General features: G+C 58.3%; 20 protein-coding genes and 2 tRNA genes. 4 read left to right on the top strand and 18 right to left on the bottom strand.

Going from position 1 to position 23,469, the window contains the following annotated elements:
* Window positions 1-175 precede the first annotated feature (175 nt).
* The 4 genes from LK03_RS04315 to LK03_RS04300 all read right to left on the bottom strand — a co-directional run bounded on the left by LK03_RS04315 (window position 176) and on the right by LK03_RS04300 (window position 3,208).
* On the bottom strand, window positions 176-1,558 hold the full coding sequence (locus tag LK03_RS04315; RefSeq protein WP_038411230.1) for a sensor domain-containing diguanylate cyclase: 1,383 nt from the start codon (window positions 1,556-1,558) through the stop codon (window positions 176-178).
* A gap of 410 nt (window positions 1,559-1,968) precedes the next feature.
* Complete coding sequence (locus LK03_RS04310; protein WP_081951553.1) at window positions 1,969-2,493, bottom strand: hypothetical protein; 525 nt, start codon at window positions 2,491-2,493, stop codon at window positions 1,969-1,971.
* A 174-nt stretch (window positions 2,494-2,667) separates the two neighbouring features.
* Window positions 2,668-2,940, bottom strand: coding sequence for a DUF3077 domain-containing protein (locus tag LK03_RS04305; protein WP_038411229.1), 273 nt, complete (start codon window positions 2,938-2,940; stop codon window positions 2,668-2,670).
* Window positions 2,941-2,965: 25 nt separating this feature from the next.
* Window positions 2,966-3,208 (bottom strand): hypothetical protein, encoded by a 243-nt coding sequence (locus LK03_RS04300; protein WP_038411228.1) that lies wholly within the window; start codon window positions 3,206-3,208, stop codon window positions 2,966-2,968.
* Window positions 3,209-3,988: 780 nt separating this feature from the next.
* On the opposite strand from LK03_RS04300, the gene LK03_RS04295 reads away from it, so the two are divergent.
* Together LK03_RS04295 and LK03_RS04290 are read left to right on the top strand one after the other, a co-directional pair.
* Window positions 3,989-6,127 carry an ATP-dependent nuclease gene (locus LK03_RS04295; protein ID WP_038411227.1) on the top strand — a complete coding sequence of 713 codons (2,139 nt, stop codon included), beginning with the start codon at window positions 3,989-3,991 and terminating at the stop codon, window positions 6,125-6,127.
* Entirely contained in the window at window positions 6,112-8,037 is a 1,926-nt protein-coding gene (locus LK03_RS04290) for a UvrD-helicase domain-containing protein (protein ID WP_038411226.1), read from the top strand. The genes LK03_RS04295 and LK03_RS04290 overlap by 16 nt, the downstream gene beginning before the upstream one ends.
* A 573-nt stretch (window positions 8,038-8,610) precedes the next feature.
* On the opposite strand, the gene LK03_RS04285 is transcribed toward LK03_RS04290, so the two are convergent.
* The 9 genes from LK03_RS04285 to LK03_RS04245 all read right to left on the bottom strand — a co-directional run bounded on the left by LK03_RS04285 (window position 8,611) and on the right by LK03_RS04245 (window position 14,943).
* Entirely contained in the window at window positions 8,611-9,132 is a 522-nt protein-coding gene (locus LK03_RS04285; RefSeq protein WP_038411225.1) for a DUF2846 domain-containing protein, read from the bottom strand.
* Between the two features lie 35 nt (window positions 9,133-9,167).
* Entirely contained in the window at window positions 9,168-9,800 is a 633-nt protein-coding gene (locus tag LK03_RS04280; protein ID WP_049870421.1) for a hypothetical protein, read from the bottom strand.
* 97 nt (window positions 9,801-9,897) lie between these two features.
* Window positions 9,898-9,973: transfer RNA gene (locus LK03_RS04275), tRNA-Thr, on the bottom strand.
* Between the two features lie 98 nt (window positions 9,974-10,071).
* Window positions 10,072-10,308, bottom strand: a complete 237-nt coding sequence (locus tag LK03_RS04270) for a hypothetical protein (RefSeq protein WP_038411224.1) — start codon at window positions 10,306-10,308, stop codon at window positions 10,072-10,074.
* Between the two features lie 335 nt (window positions 10,309-10,643).
* The gene (locus LK03_RS04265) at window positions 10,644-11,879 is read right to left on the bottom strand and encodes a methyltransferase (RefSeq protein WP_038411223.1); all 1,236 of its coding nucleotides are present in this window, start codon (window positions 11,877-11,879) and stop codon (window positions 10,644-10,646) included.
* An 87-nt stretch (window positions 11,880-11,966) separates the two neighbouring features.
* On the bottom strand, window positions 11,967-12,656 hold the full coding sequence (locus LK03_RS04260) for an ABC transporter permease (RefSeq protein WP_028693569.1): 690 nt from the start codon (window positions 12,654-12,656) through the stop codon (window positions 11,967-11,969).
* Window positions 12,653-13,348: an ABC transporter permease gene (locus LK03_RS04255; protein ID WP_038411222.1), complete on the bottom strand. Its 696-nt coding sequence runs from the start codon at window positions 13,346-13,348 to the stop codon at window positions 12,653-12,655. Before LK03_RS04255 ends, LK03_RS04260 begins: the two co-directional genes overlap by 4 nt.
* A gap of 54 nt (window positions 13,349-13,402) precedes the next feature.
* Entirely contained in the window at window positions 13,403-14,158 is a 756-nt protein-coding gene (locus LK03_RS04250) for an ABC transporter substrate-binding protein (protein WP_028693410.1), read from the bottom strand.
* 11 nt (window positions 14,159-14,169) lie between these two features.
* Complete coding sequence (locus LK03_RS04245; protein ID WP_028693411.1) at window positions 14,170-14,943, bottom strand: ABC transporter ATP-binding protein; 774 nt, start codon at window positions 14,941-14,943, stop codon at window positions 14,170-14,172.
* A gap of 603 nt (window positions 14,944-15,546) precedes the next feature.
* Between LK03_RS04245 and gabP the strand changes: the two genes are divergently transcribed.
* Window positions 15,547-16,935, top strand: coding sequence for a GABA permease (gabP, locus tag LK03_RS04240; protein WP_038411221.1), 1,389 nt, complete (start codon window positions 15,547-15,549; stop codon window positions 16,933-16,935).
* 74 nt (window positions 16,936-17,009) lie between these two features.
* On the opposite strand, the gene LK03_RS04235 is transcribed toward gabP, so the two are convergent.
* The 5 genes from LK03_RS04235 to LK03_RS04215 form a co-directional block, all read right to left on the bottom strand.
* Window positions 17,010-17,453 (bottom strand): hypothetical protein, encoded by a 444-nt coding sequence (locus tag LK03_RS04235; protein WP_038411220.1) that lies wholly within the window; start codon window positions 17,451-17,453, stop codon window positions 17,010-17,012.
* A gap of 149 nt (window positions 17,454-17,602) precedes the next feature.
* A tRNA-Phe gene (locus LK03_RS04230) sits at window positions 17,603-17,678 on the bottom strand.
* A gap of 89 nt (window positions 17,679-17,767) precedes the next feature.
* Window positions 17,768-18,040, bottom strand: coding sequence for an oxidative damage protection protein (locus LK03_RS04225; protein WP_038411219.1), 273 nt, complete (start codon window positions 18,038-18,040; stop codon window positions 17,768-17,770).
* Window positions 18,037-19,104 carry an A/G-specific adenine glycosylase gene (gene mutY / locus LK03_RS04220; protein WP_038411218.1) on the bottom strand — a complete coding sequence of 356 codons (1,068 nt, stop codon included), beginning with the start codon at window positions 19,102-19,104 and terminating at the stop codon, window positions 18,037-18,039. Before mutY ends, LK03_RS04225 begins: the two co-directional genes overlap by 4 nt.
* Window positions 19,101-21,353, bottom strand: a complete 2,253-nt coding sequence (locus LK03_RS04215; RefSeq protein WP_038411217.1) for an AsmA family protein — start codon at window positions 21,351-21,353, stop codon at window positions 19,101-19,103. Before LK03_RS04215 ends, mutY begins: the two co-directional genes overlap by 4 nt.
* 349 nt (window positions 21,354-21,702) lie before the next feature.
* Here LK03_RS04215 and LK03_RS04210 point away from each other — a divergent pair, with 349 nt between their 5' ends.
* Window positions 21,703-23,364 (top strand): OFA family MFS transporter, encoded by a 1,662-nt coding sequence (locus LK03_RS04210; RefSeq protein ID WP_038411216.1) that lies wholly within the window; start codon window positions 21,703-21,705, stop codon window positions 23,362-23,364.
* Window positions 23,365-23,469 lie beyond the last annotated feature (105 nt).

The raw sequence follows: 23,469 nt of genomic DNA, 5'->3' as shown, positions 1-23,469 counted from the left end.
CTTCATGCCAAGCCCCTGCTCGTGAGGATCCAGGGGCGGTAGGCATCAGCGCCCTAAAAAGCAGAAGAACCCAGTGATTTCAGAAAACCGGGCATCTGATGCGTGCTCTGTAGGCCGATCAAGTCAATGATGGGTTCGGTGATCTGGAAGTACTGAGTGGCTTACCGGCGTTCAATCAAGAGGTGATGAGCGGCTCGCGCAACAGGCCGTCTTCGGCGAACACATAACGGTTCTTGCCCAGCGCCTTGGCCTCGTACATGGCGGCATCGGCCAGACGCAGCAGGCGGTCGCTGTCGCTGGCCGCGCCACCATCGCTGATCACCACACCGACACTGGCCTGCACCTGCGCGGTGCCGGTGGCGAAGCGGTGCGGCTCACGCACGGCGCTGACGATTCGGTCGAGCACCCACTGGCACTCCTCGCGCCCGCTGACGTCCTCCATGATCAGCACGAACTCATCACCGCCCAGCCGTGCCAGCGTGTCTGACACGCGGATGGTGGCCAGTACGCGCTGGGCCGTATTGATCAGCACCTCATCGCCGTGGGCATGGCCAAAGCGATCGTTGACCCCCTTGAAACCATCCAGGTCGAGCAATGCCAGAGCGAAGCGCGTGCCCTTGCGGCGAGCGCGCTCCTGCGCCTGGGTTAGTCGCTGCAGCATCAGGCGGCGATTGGCCAGGCCCGTCAGCGGGTCGATCAACGCCTGCTGCAGCAGTTCTTCGCGGCGCTGGCGCAGGCTCAACAGCGCATACACCAGCCAGCCCATCAGGCCGCTGCCGAGCAAGGTCAGGCCGATCTCGAAATAGTGCCGGGCCTGACTGCGCCACGGCTTGAGCGGCGCCACGCACAGCTTCCAGCGCGTCTGCCCCACCTGCACATCACGGCACAGCTCATCGGCCAGCGCCGCCTGCGAGCGCTGCAACACCCGCGGCTCACCCGTCTCTGCATCGTCACCGACCAGCGCATAGGCATAGCCCTGCGCCTCGATGGCCGGCAGGTTGGCGTCTTCCAGGGCCTCGGGCAGCATCAGCGTGACCACGGTGTACCCCCAGAAACGCGGCGTGCCCTCAGCGTCTGGCAGAAACACCGGCAGCATGCCGATGCCACCGATCGGCCCCTGGATCAGCTCGAACGGCCCGGAAAACTGAATGACCGTCTCGGCCGGATCGAGCGCGCCGAGCACCTCGGCGCGGTCCAGATCCTCGAGCAGATCGTGGTCACGCACCAGCAGATTGCGATCCAACGGCTCGATCTGCCGAATGATGCCCTGCGGCGCCAGCGACAACGCATACGCGCCCTTGTACAGCGGCAACAGAAAACTCGCCAACGCCGTGAAGTCTGGCACCTCGCCATGGCCCTGATAGACCATCACCGCCAACGTGCGATTGGCCGTCAGCGCCCGCTCCAGCACCTTCTCCACCGACACCGCGAACGACATCGCCACCTCACCGGTGCGCACCCGCTCGATATGCCGCGCATCCTCATCGAAGCGCTGCAACAGACCCCACGCAACGGCAAAGAACACACCCGACGCCAGCGCCGGCAGGCCCCAGCGCATCCAACGACTTGACTGAGGAAAACACTTCATACGCACGTCTCGCCGCTAGACCGCCCAACTTCAGGACTTCGCCAAGCATAGCGGCTACCCCGTGACAGCCGCGACTCCCGCAAACGACCTCGACCGTTCTGCGGCCGCGTTGGTGTGTAGCGAGAAAGTGAGCTCTGTGGGCTGCGTTGCGCAGATCGCGGGGAAAAGGGGAGAGATCTATTAACTCGAGAGTTGCACACGCGAATCTAATAGATCAGCTCCCTTTTGATGTATCTCCAATCAGGGATAAAAAGGTGCCGATTGATTGATGCTGGAATGCGCTGTGGAAAGTTGAACTGTCCGCGTCACCCCAGCCTCGACCCGCGTGTCGCGTTGGGCCTTTGCCAACAAGGTTTGCCAGTGATTCGACTACCGGGTGATCAGGGAAATACCTGCTTATTAGTCCCTTGCTCCAGCACATAAGAGGAGACGCTGATCTCCATCTGCTCACGGCCCCTGAGTCCGGTGACCGAGGTAGATGAAGACCACGTCGCAAGATAGTGCTTACCGGCTTCCAAGTTGAGAGCCGGAGCACCAAAGCCGCACTTGCCACCGCCCGTGCCCAGCTTGTTCATCGACACCCAGCACCACTCCACCGAGTGTTCGCCTGGCGCTAGACGCAGTGCCTGGTAGCCCGAGTAATTGAGAATGGAATGCTTGCCCGCATCAGGGAGCTGTTTGCCATCCACGCGCACGGCGAGCAGCAGACGGTGAAAGGGCACGCCTAGCTCTCGGAACTGCCGCGTGTCGAAGTAGAGAATTGGCGCATTAGCTGCGCCCTCGGATAAATCCAGAACCTGAATCGCCGGGTCGTCCAGGCTGCCGACATAGGTCTTGTACTGATGGTTCGAACAAGCCGATGTCATTAGAAGTATTGCCGTGAGGCCTAGCAGCCGAAAAGCCATAGAGTCCATTCCTGTGCTGTTATTGAAGCGATCGAATTGGTCGAAAAGCCTGTCCTTCAAAGGCTTAACTGAGCGGCATTATGCCAGGGCCGGATTTCGGTAGTAAAACGATGCCGGGGGACAGTGATGCCTTAGATGGTGAAATGCCCCTATTTTAGTAGGGGCTCGTGAGCCTTAAGGGTGGCCTGCTCGGGCAACCTCGATGTCATCCATGACCGCCTTGGCCAAGCTGCTCAAGTAGCCCGCAGCCCCCAGCAACTTATGATCATCCGCCAGATCCCCCTCATGAAGCAGATGGCGGATATAGCCCAGCAGCACCGAGACCTGCTCGTACGCCTGTTCGAAGGGAATGCCGGGCATGACCCGGAACAGATGCGCTGGGTTTTCGTCGAGTTCGCAGAAAGGTTGGATGCCGACGGTTACGTTTGGTTGGTGTTTTTCGTTCATGGCTGAACCTCCCTCCATGGCCGTATCACATGCCGGTGAGCGCGTGGGTGATGAGGGCGCTTGCGGTGTTGGCGCTGTGGGCTGCGTTTCGCAGCTTATTCAGGGCAGGAGCGGTAGGGTGGGTGTGGCAGTAGTCGTTGAGCGCTTGGTGAATGGAGAGGAGAAGGTCGTTGGCGACGGCGAGCGCGTCGGGTGGGATGAGGTCGGCGGGTAGGGATGAGGTCTGGATCAGGGTCAGGTGCGGTGGATCTGGGACGATCTTTTTCATAAGTAGGCTCGATGAGGTAATGAAAGCTACCAACCATCGTTTCCACACGAAGGGTGGCAGCTGTACGCGGGGTGGAAAACCGGACATCGAGAAACCCGGTAGGCCAAAGGCCTCCCGCGCACAGCTGCCATAACGGCAGGTCGATCGATGATTGCCAAGGTTTCCACACCCCGATCACTGAAGTTTTCAGCGACCCAGCGAGGGTAGGAGGGTGGATTTCCCAGCGCAATCAGACGCGGATCGACAGGGGGTGTAGGGTATTTCCTAGGACGGGGGATTGATATGGGGTAAGAGTCAGATGTTTCGGAAAGGGATGTGGGAAGTGGGAGGGGGCGGGACCGGATGTATCGGGCGAGAGGGGCTGTGCTTGTGTGGGTCGCGGCCCCAAGACTCAAGATCTTCTCTAACTACATGTTTTTATTGGTGTTTTAGCAATTAATAAAAAGCTGTCTCTACATATCTATCCTGCTATCCACTACAGCCTCCGTATTTACGAGTGTGATCCCCGCTGTCCGTGTTGAAGCCTCTTGCCGACTGCCCCAAGCTTTAGTTACTGTCTGGCAAGTGGCCAGCACCCGTGGTTTTTACAAAACTTGGCAGCAATAGGTTTGGTTAGCATGAATGCAGAGAAGCCGCTTAAACGCTTAAGCTAATTCATATCAGCACGAGGCACGCCGATAGATATACTTTTGTTGATTAACTATCGGTCTTTCTATGCCAAGGATGAGATGCGTCTGGTATATAAATGCAATGTAGTATTTTTCTAATTTAAGGTTGGTTATGAAAATAGTAAGGATTGAAGTCGGCAATTTTCGTTTGTTGAAGAATTTTTCTCTTGATCTTGAGAGTAATCTTTCTCTGGTGCTGGGTAAAAACAATAGCGGAAAAACTTCGCTGCTTTCCGCATTAGAAAAATTTATAAACTCATCTGATAAGAATAAAATAGTTTTTGACGATTTTAACGTTGATCTAAAAGCAGCTCTAAGTGACTTGGTTAGCGGAGTCAAGCCCATAGGTTTGGAGAGTGACTATTTACCCTTAGGTATAACTTTAAAGTTGTGCATTGAGTATGATGATTTAGATGATTTGTCAGCGGTAAGTCAGTTGATAATGAGTTTGGATCCTGATGACAATCATATTGTGCTCGGATTTGAGTATTTGATTAGCTACTCCCAGTTGACGGCAATGCGGAATGACTTCAGTGCTATAAAAGACAAATATGACAACGACCCTAGTTTGTTCCTTAAAGAAAACCAGCACATTTATTTTGACCAGATTCGGAAAAAAAGCTTTTCCTATAGTGATCCGGAAGTGTTCACGGATTTAAATAAGGAAAATATTAGCCTGGCTAATGTCATCTCATTCAGGTCTATCGGTGCGAAGCGGAGTGTTACGAATAGAGACAATGATAAGACACTTTCCACTCAGACTGCAATTATCTATAAAAAGACATCTGAGAACCAAGAGCAGCAGGAAGCTGTTGAAGGTTTCAAGAAGCAGTTACGGTCAACCGACACAGAGCTGAGTGAAATCTATCAGAACATGTTTTCTGGATTGTTGAGTAAGGTGGCAAAGTTTGGGGGTTCAAGATTGTCGGAGACGCATATAAAAATTGCATCTACCTTGCAGCATCGAGAGTTGCTGGATGGGAATACAACAGTAATGTATACCCATGGTTCGCATGATCTGCCAGAGCACTTTAATGGTCTCGGGTATATGAACTTAATTAGTATGATTTTTGAGATAGAGATGCTGATGAGCTCTTTCAGGCGGCCTAGCAAGGAAAGTCCTGCTACTATTAATTTGCTCTTTATTGAGGAGCCGGAAGCGCATACGCATCCTCAAATGCAATATACTTTTATTAAGAATATTAAGTCGTTGTTAGAAGAAAGTAGGGTGAGAGAGGATGGTATAGAAATTCATCTTCAAACGATTATAAGTACGCATTCTTCTCATATAGTGGCGGAGTGTGATTTTGATGATATTAAGTATTTGAGAAAGTCGCCTTTTTCTAACAGCGTAGACGCAAAAAATCTCAAGTCTCTCAAGTCTGAGTATTCGTCTGATGGTGCGGATGATAATGCTCAAGGTGAACTTTGCTATAGATTTCTCAAGCAATATCTTACATTGAATCGTGCTGAGCTGTTTTTTGCTGACAAAGCAATACTGGTTGAGGGTGACACTGAAAAGATTCTTTTGCCAGCAATGATGCGAAAACTTGATAAAGAGTTCCCAGATACTGGTGTCATGCCGCTACTTTCTCAGAATGTCTCGATTGTGGAGGTAGGAGCGCATGCGCAGATTTTTGAGAAGTTTATTCATTTCATTGGCATTAAAGCTCTAGTCCTGACCGACATAGATAGCGGCATTAAAGAGCTACTTTTTGAAAGGGATGGGGTTACTCCGCAACGGTATAAAAATGGTAATCAAAAAATAGAGACCAGAAAATGTCGTCCTGATGACCCTGCGGCAGACCACACAGCGAATGGATCGTTGATATTTTATCACGGCAAGGTTAGAGAGGACTTGGGCTACTTTACTTCACTTGGTGCTGAAAGTAAGGCTTTATCTAAAGTCGGAGGTGAGTGGAAAGTTGATGTCGCTGGGTCTGTTTTCTTGGCATATCAAACTGAAGATAACGGCTATCATGGAAGAAGCTTCGAGGATGCTTTTTTTTCAATTAACAAAGCACTCCTTGGAACGGACCACGAGAAGTTTCCCTCTCTAACGCCTAAGTGGTTTAATAAATACGTAAATAACGAGTGCTGTGCATTCGAATTTGCAGAGAAGGCAGTTGGCAAAAAGCCTTCGTTAGCGATTGAGATTTTGCTTAATAGTATACCGGATGATAAATCTGAATTTTCCAATTGGAAAACACCTCACTATATCCAGGAGGGGTTGGAATGGTTGCGCAAATGAAAAATTTAGAGGGCGTTAGTGAAGAGACTAGAAAGATTTTAGATGCTATCAATGAGGGCAAGAGTTTTTTACTGAGTGGTGGTGCTGGAAGTGGAAAAACATATTCTTTGGTAGAGGTTATAACGAGCTTGGTTACCCTCAAGCCTTTAGCGCGCGTAGCGTGTATAACCTACACCAACGCGGCGGTCCGGGAGATTGAGAGTAGAGCCAGTCATCCAAATCTACACGTTTCTACGATACATGACTTTCTTTGGGGAGTAATTAAGCACTTCCAAATTGAGCTAAAAGAAGTTCTGTTATCGCTGATTAATGACAGTGATATATCAAATTTCAAAATTTTGGATGCTAACGGCGAACCGACAAGCTTGGCTGAAATTGATGGGGATGTTAGGTATAAGGAGTACGTAAAATTTAGGGAGGGGATTATTTCTCATAGTGAGGTTATCGTTCTTGCTAATGAGATGTTTAAACGATATGACAAATTATGTAGAATTCTGAAAGATTGCTATCCATATATTCTTGTGGATGAATATCAGGACACTCAGGCTGAGGTTGTGGACATACTTCTCACACAGCTGACTAGAGTCGGATGCCCAAATGTTGTTGGGTTTTTCGGCGATGCAATGCAAGCAATTTATGAGGAAGGTATAGGGGATTTAGATTTATACAAAGGGGAGGGTGTTGGGCAGGTAAGGGAAATAAAGAAAGAAGAAAACAGGAGGAACCCAAAAAATATAATCGATTTGGCAAACAAACTTAGAAATGATGGGATTTTTCAAGTTCCTTCTAAAGACTTGAATGCTCCCAATATGGCCGAGGACGGAAGTGTAAAGAACGGATGCATACAGTTTATATACTCTTCGAATGATGATGTTAATGTTGTAAAGAGATTTCTTGGCTGGGACTTTTCCGAACCTTCAAGCGCGAAAGAGCTGAATCTTACCCATAACCTAATCGCTGCAAAGGCAGGCTTCAGTGAGTTAATGAGAATTTATGATGGTGACAAGATTTTAGAGTATGTCCGTAGAGTAAAAAACTATATTAAGAGGAGTGAGCCTGATTTCATCTGTGATGGGAAAACATTTGGAGAAGTTTTAGTCGGTTTGAAGAGTGGGAAGGTAGGTAAAACCTTAAAAAACATTGAGCCCACTGATGGCATGGCGGATTATATCGCGGAGCATCGAGCCGTATATGATGAAGCGCTGGGCTACCAATATACTGAGCTTGCTTCTCTATATGTGAATAAGGACCAGCTAATAGATGATCAGAAATCAGATAGAGGGGAGTTGGGGCGTGGCGGTGGTAACAGAGATGATCTTATAAAGCATTTATTTAAAATACAAAACAATGTTCAGTTGTACTTGGAGGGGAGATTCAACGAGTTTGTTCGGATAACTGAGCATGCCATTACGTCGAAAAAAGATAAAGTTAGGTTGAAAGAGGAGATTGTAAGGTTATCTAGGGTCGACGGCAAAACGGTCCAGCAAGTCATCGATGAAGCTAATGCTGGGGGAATCGTTAGAATTGATGATCGTCTTAAGTTATTTGTTGAATCAAAACGCTATATTTATAATCAAGTTGCCGCGCTTCCATTTGCACAATTTCAAAAGCTATTTGAATATCTTGAGGGGTTTACACCCTTTTCTACTCAGCATAAAACCAAAGGTAGAGAGTTTTCCGATGTTCTAGTTGTTCTCAATAATGGTCGGTGGAATTCCTATAATTTTGACTATCTGTTCACTGATCGTGCGGATAAAGAGAGTGTGGTAAGCCGTACGCGAAAAATTCTGTATGTTTGTTGCACCCGTGCGAAGTCAAATTTAGCATTGTTTTATCATTCGCCATCTGAAGCCGTTATTCAGAAGGCGAAGGTTTGGTTTGGAGATGAAAATGTTACAAGTCTAGATTGAGTTTCTAAATCAAAGCTGTGCCTGGGGCTATGAGGTCGCGTCAGGCAATAGTAACTAAGTATGGGTGTGCATCTGGTAGACAAGTATTTTACTAAGTAATGGCTTAATAAGTTCGGTTGTCATTTTTCGTTAAAGCGTGTAAACGGTACAGTACTGTATTTTCGTATCCAGAAAATACATAATGTGGTTTCTGCCATGTCCAATGATTTTATCGATGCCAGTGCTTAGCGAACGCTCTTAGAAACGCATTCGTCGTGGCGTAGAGGGACATTGCCGCGCGCTATGCGAGCTGGTCGGGGTGCCGGCTAGCAAGTGGTTCATATCGCATATCGCATATCGTGGACATGCTCAATAACCAAAGTAGTTGGCAGCTGAGCACAGGATCCATGCCGAAGATGCCATTAAGCATTTGACATCGCGCCTTGAGCGCCCTATGCGTGGCGAAGGCCAAGTGATAGCGACGATCACTGCTCAGCGCTCACAAGAACCCTCATATCGGCGCGTCAGGACGCCTCTCGGCAACCGGTGCGCATCACTTAAGCTGGGGCGTCTGTTCAGATCAACCCCACACCATCACTTCCCCCCAACCGGCACCCGCTGACACCACTTAATCGCCCGCAACGCCTCTTCCGTCGGCACCAGCGCATACCTGAAGTAAAACGGCATAAGCCCAAAGCTGGCCTCGTCCACCCCATCCAAGGTCTGCCCGTCCTTAAAGTCGGAATCGCTAACCTGATCGGCAATGAAATACACCTTCCCGTTCTCCACCGCGAGGTCGAATCGTTTGCTCACTTTGCCGCTAATAAACGGTGGTGAAGTCGATTCGATGGTGTGTGTGCCGGCGGGAAGGGTGACTTTGAAGTAGCCACCGGATGGCAAGCTGCTGACGGCGGTGCCGTCGATCTTGATGGTTGGCGCAACTCCGGCGCCGATGCTGGCGGCGGTGCGGTAGAAGTAGAGGGTGGCTTGGTTGGGGCTGGATTCTGCTGGGGGGGTGAAGAAGGGTTGGCCTTTGAGGTCGGGGCCGCTGGTGCAGGCGGTCAGCAGGGTGAGGATTGTTAGCAGGGATAGCCAGAGTACGGCGGGGCGTTTCATGGGGGTGATTCCTTGCGCGCGTTGAAGCGGGGTGGTTACTGCTTCGATGGAGCAGCGGGCAGGCTGGCCCAGAAGGCGCAGAGGCCTTTACCGTTGTCTTTGGCGTCCGAGCTTGGCCAGTCCTGGAACGCGGTTTTGTCGGTCAGGTTGACGATCGTGCGGCCATTGAGTACGGGATACTTGCGCTTGAGCGCCTGCAAGGTGCCTTCGGCCTTGTCTAGATTGGACAGGCAGAGGTTGAGGTCGTCGGCGCGTTGGTCTCCGATGTAGGCGACTTCTCCGGCCTGCACGGTGAAGACCACGGGTGTTGCCCGTGCCATGGAGTGGCCGGCGAAATACTCGTACTTCCAGGTGGTGAACGCGTAGTTTCCGGGCGGTACTTCATACATGTAGAGGTGGCCCAGCAAGTTGGGCGAGGGCTGGTCGTCTTCGTTGGCCAAGGTGGTCAGGCGCAGGTGCGTCTCTGGCTCGCCTTGCTGTTCGATGTCGACTATCAGGCCGTGGGGCTGGCTGAGGAAGGCTTCGGTGATCGCGCCGACGATGATGGCCTTGCCCGGATCGGGTGGGGTTTTGCCGTAGTAGCGTGAGGCGTAGCAACCGCTCAACAGGCTGAGGGAGAGGGCGATGGACGCGAAGAGGAACAATCGTTTGCTGGCTTTCCGTAGCATAGGGCTTATCCGTTCCGTGATGAGTCGATGAAGCTGGGCAGAATACGGCACACACAAAAAAGGCCCACCTTCCGGTGAGCCTCTTGAGTACTGCGTATGGTGCCGGCACCAGGAATCGAACCCGGGACCTACTGATTACAAGTCAGTTGCTCTACCAGCTGAGCTATACCGGCAATGGGGCGTCATTATAGCTATCGCGGGGCGGCTGTAAACCTCTTAGTTGCTTTAGCCTGCGATAAAGCTAAATCCCCGTGACGAAAGGAGAATTTCCTTACCAGCCGCGGTAGGTGCGGGGGTTGCCGGGTTGGTGCTGGGCGGTCTTGAAGAAGACGCTTTGCTGGCTGCAGCCGCTGGCTGGGCAGGGGCTGGTGCCCATGGGCAGACCGCGTTCGCTGCCCAGTTCCATGGCTGGGATTGGCCAGCTGCTGGATGAGGTGCTTGGGCTGTGGCTGCAGGCGGTGAGCAGGGCGGCGCAGAGGAGCAGGGTCAGGCGATGGACGGTGGTCATGTTCGGGTCTTGTGAGCGGTGCTGGGCGGGGCGGGGATTCTACCGGGTGTGAGGGTTGGGCTGAAGCGCTGGCGTGCCAAAGTGTGAGGCTATTTGTGTATTTTCCGGGGGTATTTTGGCCGCCTATACGATGCTTTAGTGCTATTGCGCAAAGTCGTTATGCACAACGGGCATGCCAACCTTACGCACAGGCGCGACCGTTGGTCGCGGTGTGGAGGCTTGCTGCAAATGCCTGATTTTGCTGGCTTGCGCATTTGCCTGAAGGGGTGCTAGGGGGCTCAAGGGCGGCATTTCAGGGACGTCTGGCGCATTTCATCACAAGCTTGTTCACAGACTTATCCACAGGGTTTTCCACTGTTGTGTTCGGCCAGCAACAGTAGGTTGCGTGGAGTCAGTGTGTGTTCGCAGAAATGTCCAAGGCGCACGTCGTAGTCGTGTTGCTGGAGGAACAGTGCTCGGTCCAACACCAGCCACAGTTCCAGTGGGCGGCGGAACAGGTTGCGTACCCGTTCGAGGTTGCGCACTTCGGCCAGGCGCTGCCAGCCGCGGGCTTCCCACTCGCTCCAGTCGAGGGTGCCGCTGAGGGTCAGGCCTTTGAGGGTGGCGAGGTCCTGGCAGTAGTCGGCGAAGGGTTTGTGCAGCCAGTCGACGGGCAGCGAAGGCGTGGGCAGGTAGTCGTCGGTGTGCCGTTGTTGGCGTTGCAGCAGGTCGAAGGCCAGGCGGCGGCTCATCGACAGGTCGCGCTGGCGGCGGGTGCGGGCGCTGGCGGTGACGGTTTCGCTCAGTGGCAGGCCGAGGTCGTCGAGTGACAACCGCAAGGGGCTTGCCTTGGCGGCGGCCGAGAGTGGCTGATAGTGCTGGCCGGCAATGCGGTTGTAGCAGCAGGGGGCGAGGGCGATGTGCGCGCAGGCTTTGCTGCTGGCCAGCTGCAGCAGGCGTGCGTGCAGGTCGCCGCAGGCGTGCAGGGCGACCACGCTGCTGTGAGCATCGAGGTGGCGCTCGCAGTCGCTTTCCAGCACGTCCTGGCACAGGTGCTGGGCTGGCAGGTGGTGATGCTGGCTGAGGGCGGCGCCGGCGTCGACCAGGGCGGGGTCGTATTCCAGGCAGGTCAGTTGCTGGCCGGGTTGCAGCAGGCGGCGGCCGAGGTGGCCTTTGCCGGCGCACCAGTCGATCCAGTGCCGGGGCGGGGCCTGGAAGTCGAGGCGGCGGCCGAAGGCTTCGATCTGCTGCCACTTGCGGCCGGGGACGTTGACGTCGAGGCGTCGGGCGGCGGGGTGCAGGTCGATGGTGGGCAGTTCCTGGGTGTGGGCCAGATGTTGGGCCTGGGTGGCCCAGGTGGGGAAGGGCTCGGGTGGGGCCTGGGCTTCGTCGCTGTGCTCGGCGGCTTCTGCCTGTTCCAGGGTTTGTTGGCGCAGCCAGGTGGACAGCGCTGGGTGGTCGGTTTCCCAGGGCAGGTGCAGGTGGTGGAAGGGGCGGGGGCGCCAGAGGGGTTGGTGGTGGGTGAGGAAGTGGTCCAGGGCCTGGAAGCGGGTCAGGAGGTGGGGGCCTTGGAGGGGTTCTTGGTGAGTCATCGGCTGGTCAGCGTTATCAGGGGTAAGGGGCCGCGGTGCGGCCCTTCGCGAGTAAGACGCGCTGCTATAAGGAGAAGACGTACCGCCTTAGCGGCCCTGACACGCATCCACCCGCAACCAGCGTTCCAGCAGTTTGAAGCCTTGCACCAGCACAAACGAGATCAGCAGGTAGAACACGCCGGCGGCGAAGAAGATTTCCACGGGCAGGTAGGTGCGGGCGATGATCGTGCGGGCCATGCCGGTGAGCTCCAGCAGGGTCACGGTGCTGGCCAGGGCGCTGGCCTTGAGCATCAGGATCACTTCGTTGCTGTAGGCCGGCAGGCCGATACGTGCGGCGCGCGGCAGCAGGATGTAGTACAGCGCCTTGCCCTTGGACATGCCCAGCGCCCGCGCCGCTTCCACTTCGCCACGGGGGATGGCTTGCAGGGCGCCGCGCAGGATCTCGGCGATGTAGGCGGCGGTGTGCAGGGTCATGGTCAGCACGGTGCACCAGAACGGATCGCGCAGGTACGGCCACAGGCTGCTGTTGCGCACGGCATCGAACTGGGCCAGGCCGTAGTACACCAGAAACAGCTGCACCAGCAGCGGCGTGCCCCGGAAGAAGAAGATGTAGCCATAGGGCACGGCGCGCAGCCAGGGGTTGCGCGAGGCGCGGGCGATGCCCATGGGGATCGCCAGAATCAGCCCGGCGATCACCGCGATGGCTACCAGCTCCAGGGTGAGGATGGCGCCGTCGGCGAGCCGCGGCAGGTACTTGATGATGACGTCCCAGTTCATTCCCCGGCCCTCACGAAGCCGCGTGCGGCGCGTCGTTCCAGAAAGTACATGCCGGTCATGGCGATCACGGTCAGGGCCAGGTACATGATGGCGGCGACCATGTAGAAGGTGAACGGTTGCTTGGTCACGGTCACGCCGATCTGCGCGTGGCGCATGATTTCCTCGAGGCCGATCACCGACACCAGGGCGGTGTCCTTCATCAGAATCATGAACAGGTTGCCCAGGCCCGGCAGGGCGATGCGCCACATCTGCGGCAGGATGATCCGCGAAAGAATGCGCCCGCGCGACAGCCCCAGCGCCAGGCCCGCTTCGCGGTGGCCTTTGGGAATCGCCAGAATGGCGCCGCGGAACACCTCGGTGGCGTAGGCGCCGAAGCACAGCCCCAGGGCGATGACCCCGGCGGCGAAGGCGCTCAGCTCGAGACCCGGGATGTTCAGGGCTTCGCCGAGGCGGTTGACCAGGTTGACGGTGCCGAAGTAGATCAGCAGCACCCAGAGCAGTTCGGGCACGCCGCGAACCAGGGTCGAATAGGTGCCGCCCAGCCATTGCAGAGGCTTGTTCGGCGAGGTCTTGGCCAGTGCGCCGAGCAGCCCGAGCACCAGGCCCAGCAGCAGCGCGCACAGCGCGAGTTTGACGGTCATCAGCATGCCGGCGAGCAGCGCCGGGCCGAATCCGTGGAGGTCGATAGTCATGGGCAGGTGCGTTCCAGGAACCTGCGCGCCCTCAGGCGCGCAAGTCGGGGCGGATCATTCGATGCTGAACGGGAAGTACTTGTCGTTGATCTTCTTGTAGGTGCCGTCGGCCTTGATTTCCTTCAGCGCGGCGTTCAGGTCGTTGCGCAGTTTGTCGTCACCCTTGCGCACGGCGATGCCGATCTTGTCGCTTTCCTCGACAGGTTCGCCCTTGAACTCGAAGTCCTGGCCTTCCTTGCTCTTGAGCCACTCGTACTGCACGTACTTGTCGGCGAGGATGCCGTCGATGCGCCCGGCGACCAGGTCAAGGTAGGCGTTTTCCTGGGTGTCATAGAGCTTCACGTCGACATCGCTGCCGTAGTGGTCTTCCAGCCAGCTACCGGCCAGGGTGGCGCGCTGGGTGCCGATCACCTTGCCTTTGAGCGAGTCTTTGTCGGTCTTGAACTCGGTGCCTTTCTTGGCGATGAACTGCAGCTTGTTGGAGTAGTAGGGGTCGGTGAAGTCGACCGCCTGCTTGCGCTCGTCGGTGATCGACAGCGACGACACCAGGAAGTCGAACTTCTTGGCGTTCAGGGCCGGGATGATGCCGTCCCAGTCGGAGGTGACGACCGAGCACTCGACCTTCATCTTGGCGCACAGGGCGTCGCCGATGTCCTTGTCGAAGCCCACCACGTTGCCGCTGGCGTCCTTGTTGTTGAACGGCGGGTAGGCCGCTTCGATACCCATGCGCAGTTTTTCTGCGGCCAGGGCGTTGGCGGAGAAGACCAGCGTGGCGGCAGCTGCCAGGAGGAATTTCTTGTAGGTCTGCATGTGTTGCTCCGTTAGCGGTGGCTGGACATGAATTGCTTGCAACGCGCCGAGGTCGGGTTTTCGAAGACCTGCTGCGGCGATCCTTGCTCTTCTACCAGGCCCTGGTGCAGGAAGATCACTTCGCTGGACACCTGGCGGGCAAAATTCATTTCGTGGGTCACCAGCAGCATGGTGCGGCCTTCCTCGGCCAGGGCGCGGATGACATTAAGCACTTCCTGGACCATTTCCGGGTCGAGCGCCGAAGTCGGTTCATCGAACAGGATGACTTTGGGCTTCATCGCCAGGGTGCGGGCGATGGCGGCGCGCTGCTGCTGGCCACCGGAGAGCTGCGCCGGGTAGGCGTGGCGCTTGTCGTAGATGCCGACCTTGTTGAGCAGGGCTTCGGCGGCTTCGATGGCTTCAGCCTTGCTCTGGCCGAGCACGCGGCGCGGTGCCTCGATGATGTTGTCGAGCACCGACATGTGCGGCCACAGGTTGAAATTCTGGAAGACGAAGCCGATTTCGCTGCGCAGACGGTTGATCTGGCGGTTGTCGGCGGCGATCAGATCGCCGTTCTTGGCGGGCTTGAGCTTGAGCGATTCACCGGCCAGGAGGATTTCACCCTTGTGCGGGTGCTCGAGCAGGTTGATGCAGCGTAGCAGCGTCGACTTGCCGGAACCGGACGAGCCGAGAATCGAGATCACGTCGCCATCGCGGGCGGTCAGCGAGATGCCTTTGAGGATCTCTTGCTCACCGTAGCGTTTGTGCAAATTGCGGATTTCCAGCGCGGGCGTGGCCTGAGCCATGTGCGGTCCTCATGTATTCGGGTGCATTCCCAGCTGTTTGGCGGCCTTCCGGGCCTGCGCAACGCTAGCATGTGGCGCTATGACAGCCAACCAGGATGCAGGGGACATGGCGCGTTGCCGGGACAGTTTGTCGCATCGATGCAGTGGACTGTCGCGAGGATGACCGCATGGGGGCGGCCGGCGCCTGAGCCTTGATGAAAAAAAGGCGCGATGGTGCCAGTTTTACCCCGCCGAGGGAAGCCGTTTATGCCCAGGTGCTACCAAGGTTGCAGAGCTTGGCTGAAATAGGTGCAACTTACGGTTGCTCCTTTTATGCCCTATTTTCGTGCGCGGTGTTATCTGGACGCACCCTCGGGACACATGTAAGTGAGTATTTCTGTAATCCAGCGAAATCGCAGGGATTTAATGACCTTTCGGTCAGTCCGTGGCCGAAGGCCGGCACCCCGCGTCGGCATTGATTTCCAGATGTTTCATGATGCGCCCATTCTCATCTGGCCCGCTTATTGCCCTATGCACCACACCGGACCCGCTTGCGGCTAAACATCGCAGAACGCATGACGTTCATGGGGTTCGAGTTGGTCCACTCCTTACAAAGGTAGGTTTATGAGCGGTAAGCACAATTCCAATGACCTCGCTCAGGGGCTCAAACAACGGCATGTCACCATGCTGTCCATCGCTGGCGTCATCGGTGCCGGCCTGTTCGTTGGCTCAGGCCACGCCATCGCCGCCGCTGGACCGGCGGTGCTGCTGGCCTATGCCGCCGCCGGCACGCTGGTGATTCTGGTGATGCGTATGCTCGGCGAGATGGCCATCGCCTCGCCTGACACCGGGTCGTTCTCCACCTATGCCGACCGCGCCATTGGTCGTTGGGCGGGCTTTACCATCGGCTGGCTGTACTGGTGGTTCTGGGTACTGGTGATTCCGCTCGAGGCCAACGCGGCTGCGGCGATCCTGCATGCCTGGTTCCCGGCCGTCGATCTGTGGGCGTTTTCCCTGTTGATCACCCTGGCGCTGACCGGCACCAACCTGTTCAGCGTGAAGAACTACGGTGAGTTCGAGTTCTGGTTCGCGCTGCTCAAGGTGCTGGCGATCATCGCCTTCATCGTCGTGGCCTGCGTGGCCATGTTCGGCCTGGTGCCGGGCAGCCAGGTCAGCGGTGCCAGCCACCTGTTCGACACCCAGGGCTTCATGCCCAATGGTTTGGGCGCGGTGCTGGCGGCGATGCTGACCACCATGTTCTCGTTCATGGGCACGGAAATCGTCACCATCGCGGCGGCGGAATCGAAAGACCCAGGCAAGCAGATCACCCGCGCTACCAATTCGGTGATCTGGCGGATCTGCCTGTTCTACCTGGTGTCGATCTTCCTGGTCGTGGCCCTGGTGCCGTGGAACGACCCGGCGCTGGCGGAAATCGGTTCCTACCAGACCGTGCTGGCGCGTATCGGTGTACCGAACGCCAAGCTGATCGTCGACATCGTGGTGTTGATCGCGGTTACCAGCTGCCTGAACTCGGCGCTGTACACCTCGTCGCGCATGCTGTTCTCGCTGAGCAAGCGCGGTGATGCCCCGGCAGTGGCGCAGCGCACCTCCAAGGCCGGTACGCCGTACTGGGCCGTGCTGCTGTCGACCGCTGCGGCGTTCCTCACCGTGTTCGCCAACTTCGTCGCCCCGGCTGCGGTGTTCGAGTTCCTGCTGGCAAGCTCTGGCGCCATCGCCCTGTTGGTGTACCTGGTGATCGCGGTTTCGCAACTGCGCATGCGCAGCCAGCGTGAGGCCCGCGGTGAGCAGATCGCCTTCAAGATGTGGCTGTTCCCGGGTCTGACCTGGCTGACCATCGGTTTCATCATCGCGGTGTTGACGGTGATGGCGCTGCGCGAAGATCACCGCGTAGAAATCCTCGCTACGGCGCTGCTGAGCATCGCGGTGGTGGCGGCTGGTTTGCTGGTGCAGCGCAAGCGTGGTGCTGCGGGCAAGGCTGTGCTCGATCATTGATTGAGCTAGCTGGATGACGAAGGCCGCGCCCTGTGAGGGGCGCGGCCTTTTTTGTTGGGCGGTGAAGCCGGGCGTCAGCCGTACTGCTTCTGCTGTTGCTGCTGACGCGCCACCACTTCGGAGGCTTCGATATAGGCGTTCTGGAATTCGTCGCTTTCCAGCCAGGCCATGGTGGTGTCGGCGTCGGTGCCGTCGAGCCAGTCGCGGTAGGCGGTGAAGACCATGACGATGTAGTCGGTGGCGTGCTCTTCCTTGTGGCCCTTGAGCACCAGCGCCAGCAGCGGGTCGACCAGGAACACCGAGATCATCGGCACCAGCCCGCCTTCCTGGGCTTCTTTCATTTTCGCGAACAGCGCGTCATAGCTGCCCGAGTCCATGGCCTTGGTGTACACCTGCTCGACGCTGGCGCTGTCTCCGGCGCTGGCTTTGACCGCCTGGCCGCTGCGCACCATGCGGTTCTGCTTGGCCTTGCTGGCGGCGCGCTTGGCGCGTTTCTGTTGTTTGCTGCTGGTGGCCATTGGGTGCGAGTCCTTGGGGGCGGGCTGAGAGGCGTATTGAAGCGCGGGCGTCTGCGGGTGTTCAAGTAAATCGCAGACAACAAAAAACCCGCACTGGGCGGGTTTCTTGTGTCGCTTCGGGTAACTTTGCAACCACCAGAAGCTGAAGGTGGTGCCCAGAGACGGAGTCGAACCGCCGACACGAGGATTTTCAATCCTCTGCTCTACCGACTGAGCTATCTGGGCGACGGGGCGAATTAAAAAGGTTTTCAGACCTTGCGTCAACGACTTTTTGAAAATTTTTTAAATTAATTCCGTCGCTTACGATTTTTCCGTCACGCGCTGGGCGGAACGTAGCCTTCGGCCTGGGCGTAGTCTTCGCCGGCGAAGAACTTGTCCATTTCCGTTTGCAGGAACTTGCGGTCGTCGGCGTTCATCATGTTCAGGCGCTTTTCGTTGATCAGCATGGTCTGGTGCTTTTGCCAGTCTTCCCAGGCCTGACGCGAGATGTTGTCGAAGATGTCCTGGCCCTTGGCGCCGGGGTAGGGCGGGCGGTCGAGGCCGGGCAGTTCCTGATTGAGCTTGCGGCACTTCACGGTGCGGGTCATGGGGCATCTCCTGCGGTCAGTTCGTCGGCCGCGCGTTTGAGCAGTTTCTTCACCGGGGCGGCAAGGCCCAGGCGCGGCGGGGTGGCGAGGTTATACCAGAGCCAGTCGGCCTCGGCCACGTGGGCACCCAGCGGCTCGACGCGGATCAGCCAGGGCTCGATCGCCAGCTGAAAGTGGCTGAAGGTGTGGGTCAGGCCGTCCAGGGCGTGGCGCTCGGTCAGGCGCAGGCCGTGCTGCGCGGCGAGGTCGTCGAGCTGGGTCAGATCATCCAGCTGCGGCAGGCTCCACAAACCGCCCCACAGGCCCGTGGAGGGGCGCCGGTAAAGCAGGATGGCGCCGTCCTCGTTGGCCAGCATCGGCATCAGCGTGCGTCGCTGGGGCAGGGTCTTGCGTGGCTTGGGTTCGGGGTAGTGCGTTTCCTGGCCGAGCAGGTGCGCTTCGCAGCCGCGTTGCAGCGGGCAGATCAGGCAACTGGGCTTGCTGCGGGTACACAGCGTGGCGCCCAGGTCCATCATCGCCTGGGTGTAGTGGTTGACCCGGGTCATCGGCGTGTAGCGCTCGGCGGTGGCCCACAGCGCGTTGGCCACCTTCGGCTCGCCGGGGTAGCCGGCCTGGGCGGTGTAGCGGGCCAGCACGCGCTTGACGTTGCCATCGAGAATCGGCGCGCGGATGTTCATGCTGATACTGGCGATGGCACCGGCGGTGGAGCGACCGATGCCGGGCAGCTCGGTGAGCTGCTCGACGCTGCGCGGAAATTCGCCGCCGTGCTGCTCGACGACGATCTTCGCGGCTTTTTGCAGGTTGCGCGCACGGGTGTAATAACCCAGCCCGGTCCACAGGTGCAGCACTTCGTCTTCGGGCGCCTCGGCCAGCGCCTGCACGGTGGGCAGCGCCTGCATGAAGCGCTCGAAGTAATTGAGCACGGTGCTCACCTGGGTCTGCTGCAGCATGATTTCCGAGACCCATACCCGGTACGGGTTGATGCCCTGTTGCCAGGGCAGATCATGCCGACCGTGGCGGTCGAACCAGTCCAGCACGGCGCTGGAGAACTGCGCGGGGGTCATCGCTTGAACAGCCCCTTGAGCGCGTCTTTGAGTTCAGGACTCACTTTGTCTCCCAGTTTTTCATCGAGTTTTTCGTCCAGCTTGTCTTTGATGCGGTTGCCGGCAAGCTTGGCCGCGACCTGGCCCAGGCCATCCTGGTCGAGGCGGCAGGCCTTGGCGCCCAGCTCCAGCGGGCCGCGGCAGCGCAATGGCAGTTCCACGCCCACGTAGCGCTCGTTGACCTGGCAGGCCGGGTCGGGCATGGCGCGCTGGTCGCCTTCGACGATCACGCCGACGCGGTAATCCATGCCCAGCACGCGTAGGTCGAGGTCGCCATTGCCGTTGAGGGTCAGGCCGGGAATGCGCACTTTCAGGTCAGGGTTGCTGGCCACGCCATTGCGCACCACCAGGCTGCCGTGCAGTTCCTGGAACGGGGTGTCCTTGCCGCGCGGCTCACCGCTCAGTTGCTTGCGGTTGAGGGTGGCGATGGCCTGGCACAGCTGCTGTTCGATGTTGGCGTTGACCAGCACACCGTCGTTGATGGTGAAGTTGGCCGTGCCGTTGAGGGTATCGATCAGCGCCTTCTGGCTATTACCGGTGGCGGTAAGGTCGCTGCTCAGGGTCAGCAGGCCTTTGACCGGTGGCGCCTTGTCAGGGCTTTGCGTCTTGATGAAGTGCTCGACCGGCACGCGGGTGATCTTGGTGTTGATGCCCAGTTGCGGCACCGCAGGCCGCACGTCGAGGTTGCCGCGGGCTTCGAAGCTGCCGTTGTACAGCGCGCCGCGCAGGGTTTGCAGGGTGAGCATGCCGCCTTGGCCCTGGGCTTGCAGTTGCGCCTGCTTGATTGGCAGTTTGTCGAGGGTCAGGGCGTCGAAGGCCAGTTCGGCCTGTATGTCGAGGGCGCGCAGGCGGTCGACCGGCAGCAGTTTGTCGTTGCTCCAGGCCACCTGGCTCGGGGCGTTGGGCAGTGGCGTGGTGCCGGCGCCAGCCACCGCGCCGTCTTCTTCCTGTTTCACCTCGGCCTGGCGGGCGGCCTTGGCCCCCTTGGCCTCGTCGCTCTTGGCCGGCAGGTAGCGGTCGGCGTCGAAGGTGTCGGCCTTGAGGTTCAGGCGCAGGGCCTGGCGGGCGAAGTCTTCCACAGCCACGCGGCCGCTGAAGGTGCTGTCGTCGAGTTTGATCGTCAGATCGTCCAGGCTCAGGCTGCTCGGACTGGCCTGCAGACGGCTGACCACTTCCAGCTTGGCGAACACCGCAGGGTCGGCAGTGGCCGGCAGCGGGTGGCCGATACCGTCGAGGAAGGTGCGCAGGTCGAATTGGGCGATGGACAGCCCGCCAGACACCTGCGGTGTGCTGTGCAGATCCCGTGCGCTCAGCTCGCCCAGGGCGCGCAGCTGGTTGGCGGAAATCTTAAGGCCCGTCCATTCGGCGACGTTCTTCGCCAGATCGACCATGACCTGGCCTTGAGCGGCGTAGGTCAGGGTCTTGCCACCCAGCGGTTCGCCCGAGGCCTCACCCGACAGGCGCATGTCATCGAGGTTGTAGCGCTTGGCCTGGCGGTCGAAGCGCAGGTCGCCGGCCAGTTCGCTGCGCACTTTCAGGTTCGGCTGGCCGATGCTGACGAAGCCGCTCGCCTTGAGTGGGATGGTCGCGCCCTGGTGCACGGCACCGGTGCTCAGTTGAATGCTCTCGGCGTTGAGGGTCTGGCCGCTCTTGGCGTCGCTGTACTGCACGCGGGCGTTGTTCACCGTGAGGCTGTCGATATCCAGTTTCACCGGACGCTCGTTGCCGTCTTCGGTGCCAGAAGTTTCGGGCTTGCCGGCGTTCGAGTCGCCGGGCGTGGTGCTGGCGTCCGTTTGATCGCTCGGCAGCGGCTTGCCGAAGTCTTCCCAGTTGCCATGGCCGTCGGCATCGCGGGTCAGGGTCAGGTTCAGGCCCTCGACGCGCACGTCGCTCATCTGCACTTCCTTGCGCAGCAGCGGCAGCACGCGCACCGACAGGCCGAGCATCTGCAGGTCGGCGAACGGTGCTTTCGGTGCGTTCAGGGTGGCGATGCTGGCGTCGTGCAGCTCAAGGCCCAGCCAGGGGAACAGGCTCCAGCCGATATCGCCGTTGAGGGTCAGCTCGATGTGCGCCTTGTCCCGGGCCAGCTGGCGAATTTCGTCCTTGTAGTCGTTGGGATCGAACAGGTGGGTCAGGGCGAAGCCCAGCGCCACGATGATCAGCAGCAACCCGAGAAGCCCCAGTCCCAGGATTTTGCCGAACGCTTTCATGGGCAAGTCCTTGTAGTTCAGTGTTGGAAAATTCGAACCGCAGAGTATAGCGCCGTGGTGGGCCTCCCTGTCTGTCCGGCGCGAAAGCGATCCATTGTCAGGATGTTTTTCCCCTGCCCAGTTCGACAGTCTGCCCCGGTGCAGTTCAGTCGCGGTGCAGATCGGCCAGAAATAACGATGGCAGGATGATCTCATCGGCCTCTGCAACTGCTACCCTTGCAGCGTGTTCGTAGCGCCCGCGACCCTTTGTCGCGGGCGTTGCCTTAAACGGCCGGTGGCACCCCGCGTGCAGCCACCCAGAGCCGGGCATTCAATCGGCGAATGCAGCCAACTATAAAAGGAACGACCTATGTCTAGCAGCACGACTGCGGGACGCCCGGCCTCTGCGCCGAGCTTCCTGTCCAAGGAGCGCATCATCGCGCGCCCCGGCTTCAACCGCTGGCTGGTACCGCCAGCAGCCTTGGCCATCCACCTGTGTATCGGCATGGCCTACGGCTTCTCGGTGTTCTGGCTGCCGCTGTCGCAGTCGCTGGGCATTACCGCGCCGATCGCCTGCTCGCCGGACATGAGCTTCGTCGCCAAGCTGTTCACCACCGAGTGTGACTGGCCGATCTCGATGCTCAGCTGGATCTACACCCTGTTCTTCGTCTTCCTCGGCTGCTCGGCCGCCGTGCTTGGCGGCTGGCTGGAACACGCCGGCCCGCGCAAGGCTGGCCTGGTGTCGGCGCTGTGCTGGTGCGGCGGCATGCTGATCTCGGCGATCGGCGTGAAGACCCACCAACTGTGGCTGATGTGGCTGGGCTCGGGGGTGATCGGCGGTATCGGTCTTGGCCTGGGCTACATTTCGCCGGTCTCGACCCTGATCAAGTGGTTCCCGGACAAACGCGGCATGGCCACCGGCATGGCGATCATGGGCTTTGGCGGCGGTGCGATGGTCGGTGCGCCTCTGGCCACTGCGCTGATGGGGCATTTTGCCAACGGTCAGGACGTCGGTGTCTGGCAGAGCTTCATGGTCATGGCGGCGATCTACTTCGTGTTCATGGTCGCCGGCGCGCTGACCTACCGCGTACCGCCGACCGGCTGGAAACCCGAGGGCTGGGTGCCCCCTGCGAAAAAAGCCGGCAACACCATGGTCACCGACCGTCACGTGCATGTCAGCGTGGCGTGGAAAACCCCGCAGTTCGCCCTGGTGTGGCTGGTGCTGTGCCTGAACGTGTCGGCCGGTATCGGCATCATCGGCATGGCCTCGCCGCTGTTGCAGGAAGTGTTCGCCGGCAAGCTGCTGGGCAACGGCCTGAGCTTCAGCGAGCTGGACGCCGGGCAACTGGCACAGATCGCCGCGATTGCCGCAGGCTTCACCGGCCTGCTCAGCCTGTTCAACATCGGCGGGCGCTTCTTCTGGGCGTCGTTCTCTGACTACATCGGCCGCAAGAACACCTACTTCGCCTTCTTCGCCCTGGGCGTTGCGCTGTACAGCCTGGTGCCGAACATGGGCCACATCGGCAACGTTGCGCTGTTCGTGGCGGCGTTCTGCATCATCCTGTCGATGTACGGCGGCGGTTTTGCCACCGTGCCGGCGTACCTGGCCGACCTGTTCGGCACACAGATGGTCGGTGCGATCCACGGGCGTCTGCTGACCGCCTGGGCGGCTGCCGGGGTGTTGGGCCCGGTGCTGATCACCTACCTGCGTGAGTCGCAGCTGGCGGCCGGTGTCGAGCGGGCTGCGGCCTATGACATGACCCTGTACATCCTCGCCGGGCTGCTGGTGCTGGGCTTCTTCTGCAACGCGCTGATTCGCCCGGTGGCCGACAAGCACTTCATGACCGACGCCGAGCTTGCCGCCGAGCGCGCCCTGAGCCACGACAAAGGCGCCGATGGCGCGCAGTCGCTGGAATGGAAAGCCGCGTCCGGCAGCGCGCCGCTGGTGATCCTGGCCTGGGCCGTGGTGGTGATTCCACTGGCCTGGGGCGTGTGGATCACCCTGCAGAAAACGGCGGTGCTGTTCCACTGATCGTCGTCTGAGCGTGGGGGCGGGCCGTCCGCCCCCACCGATACACGACGTACCCTCTGTCATTCGCGTTCCAAGCCAGCACGATCTGGGCCTATAATGGCGCCC

Source organism: Pseudomonas cremoricolorata, assembly GCF_000759535.1.
GTDB lineage: Bacteria > Pseudomonadota > Gammaproteobacteria > Pseudomonadales > Pseudomonadaceae > Aquipseudomonas > Aquipseudomonas cremoricolorata_A.
This window is presented reverse-complemented; position numbering and strand designations above follow the sequence as displayed.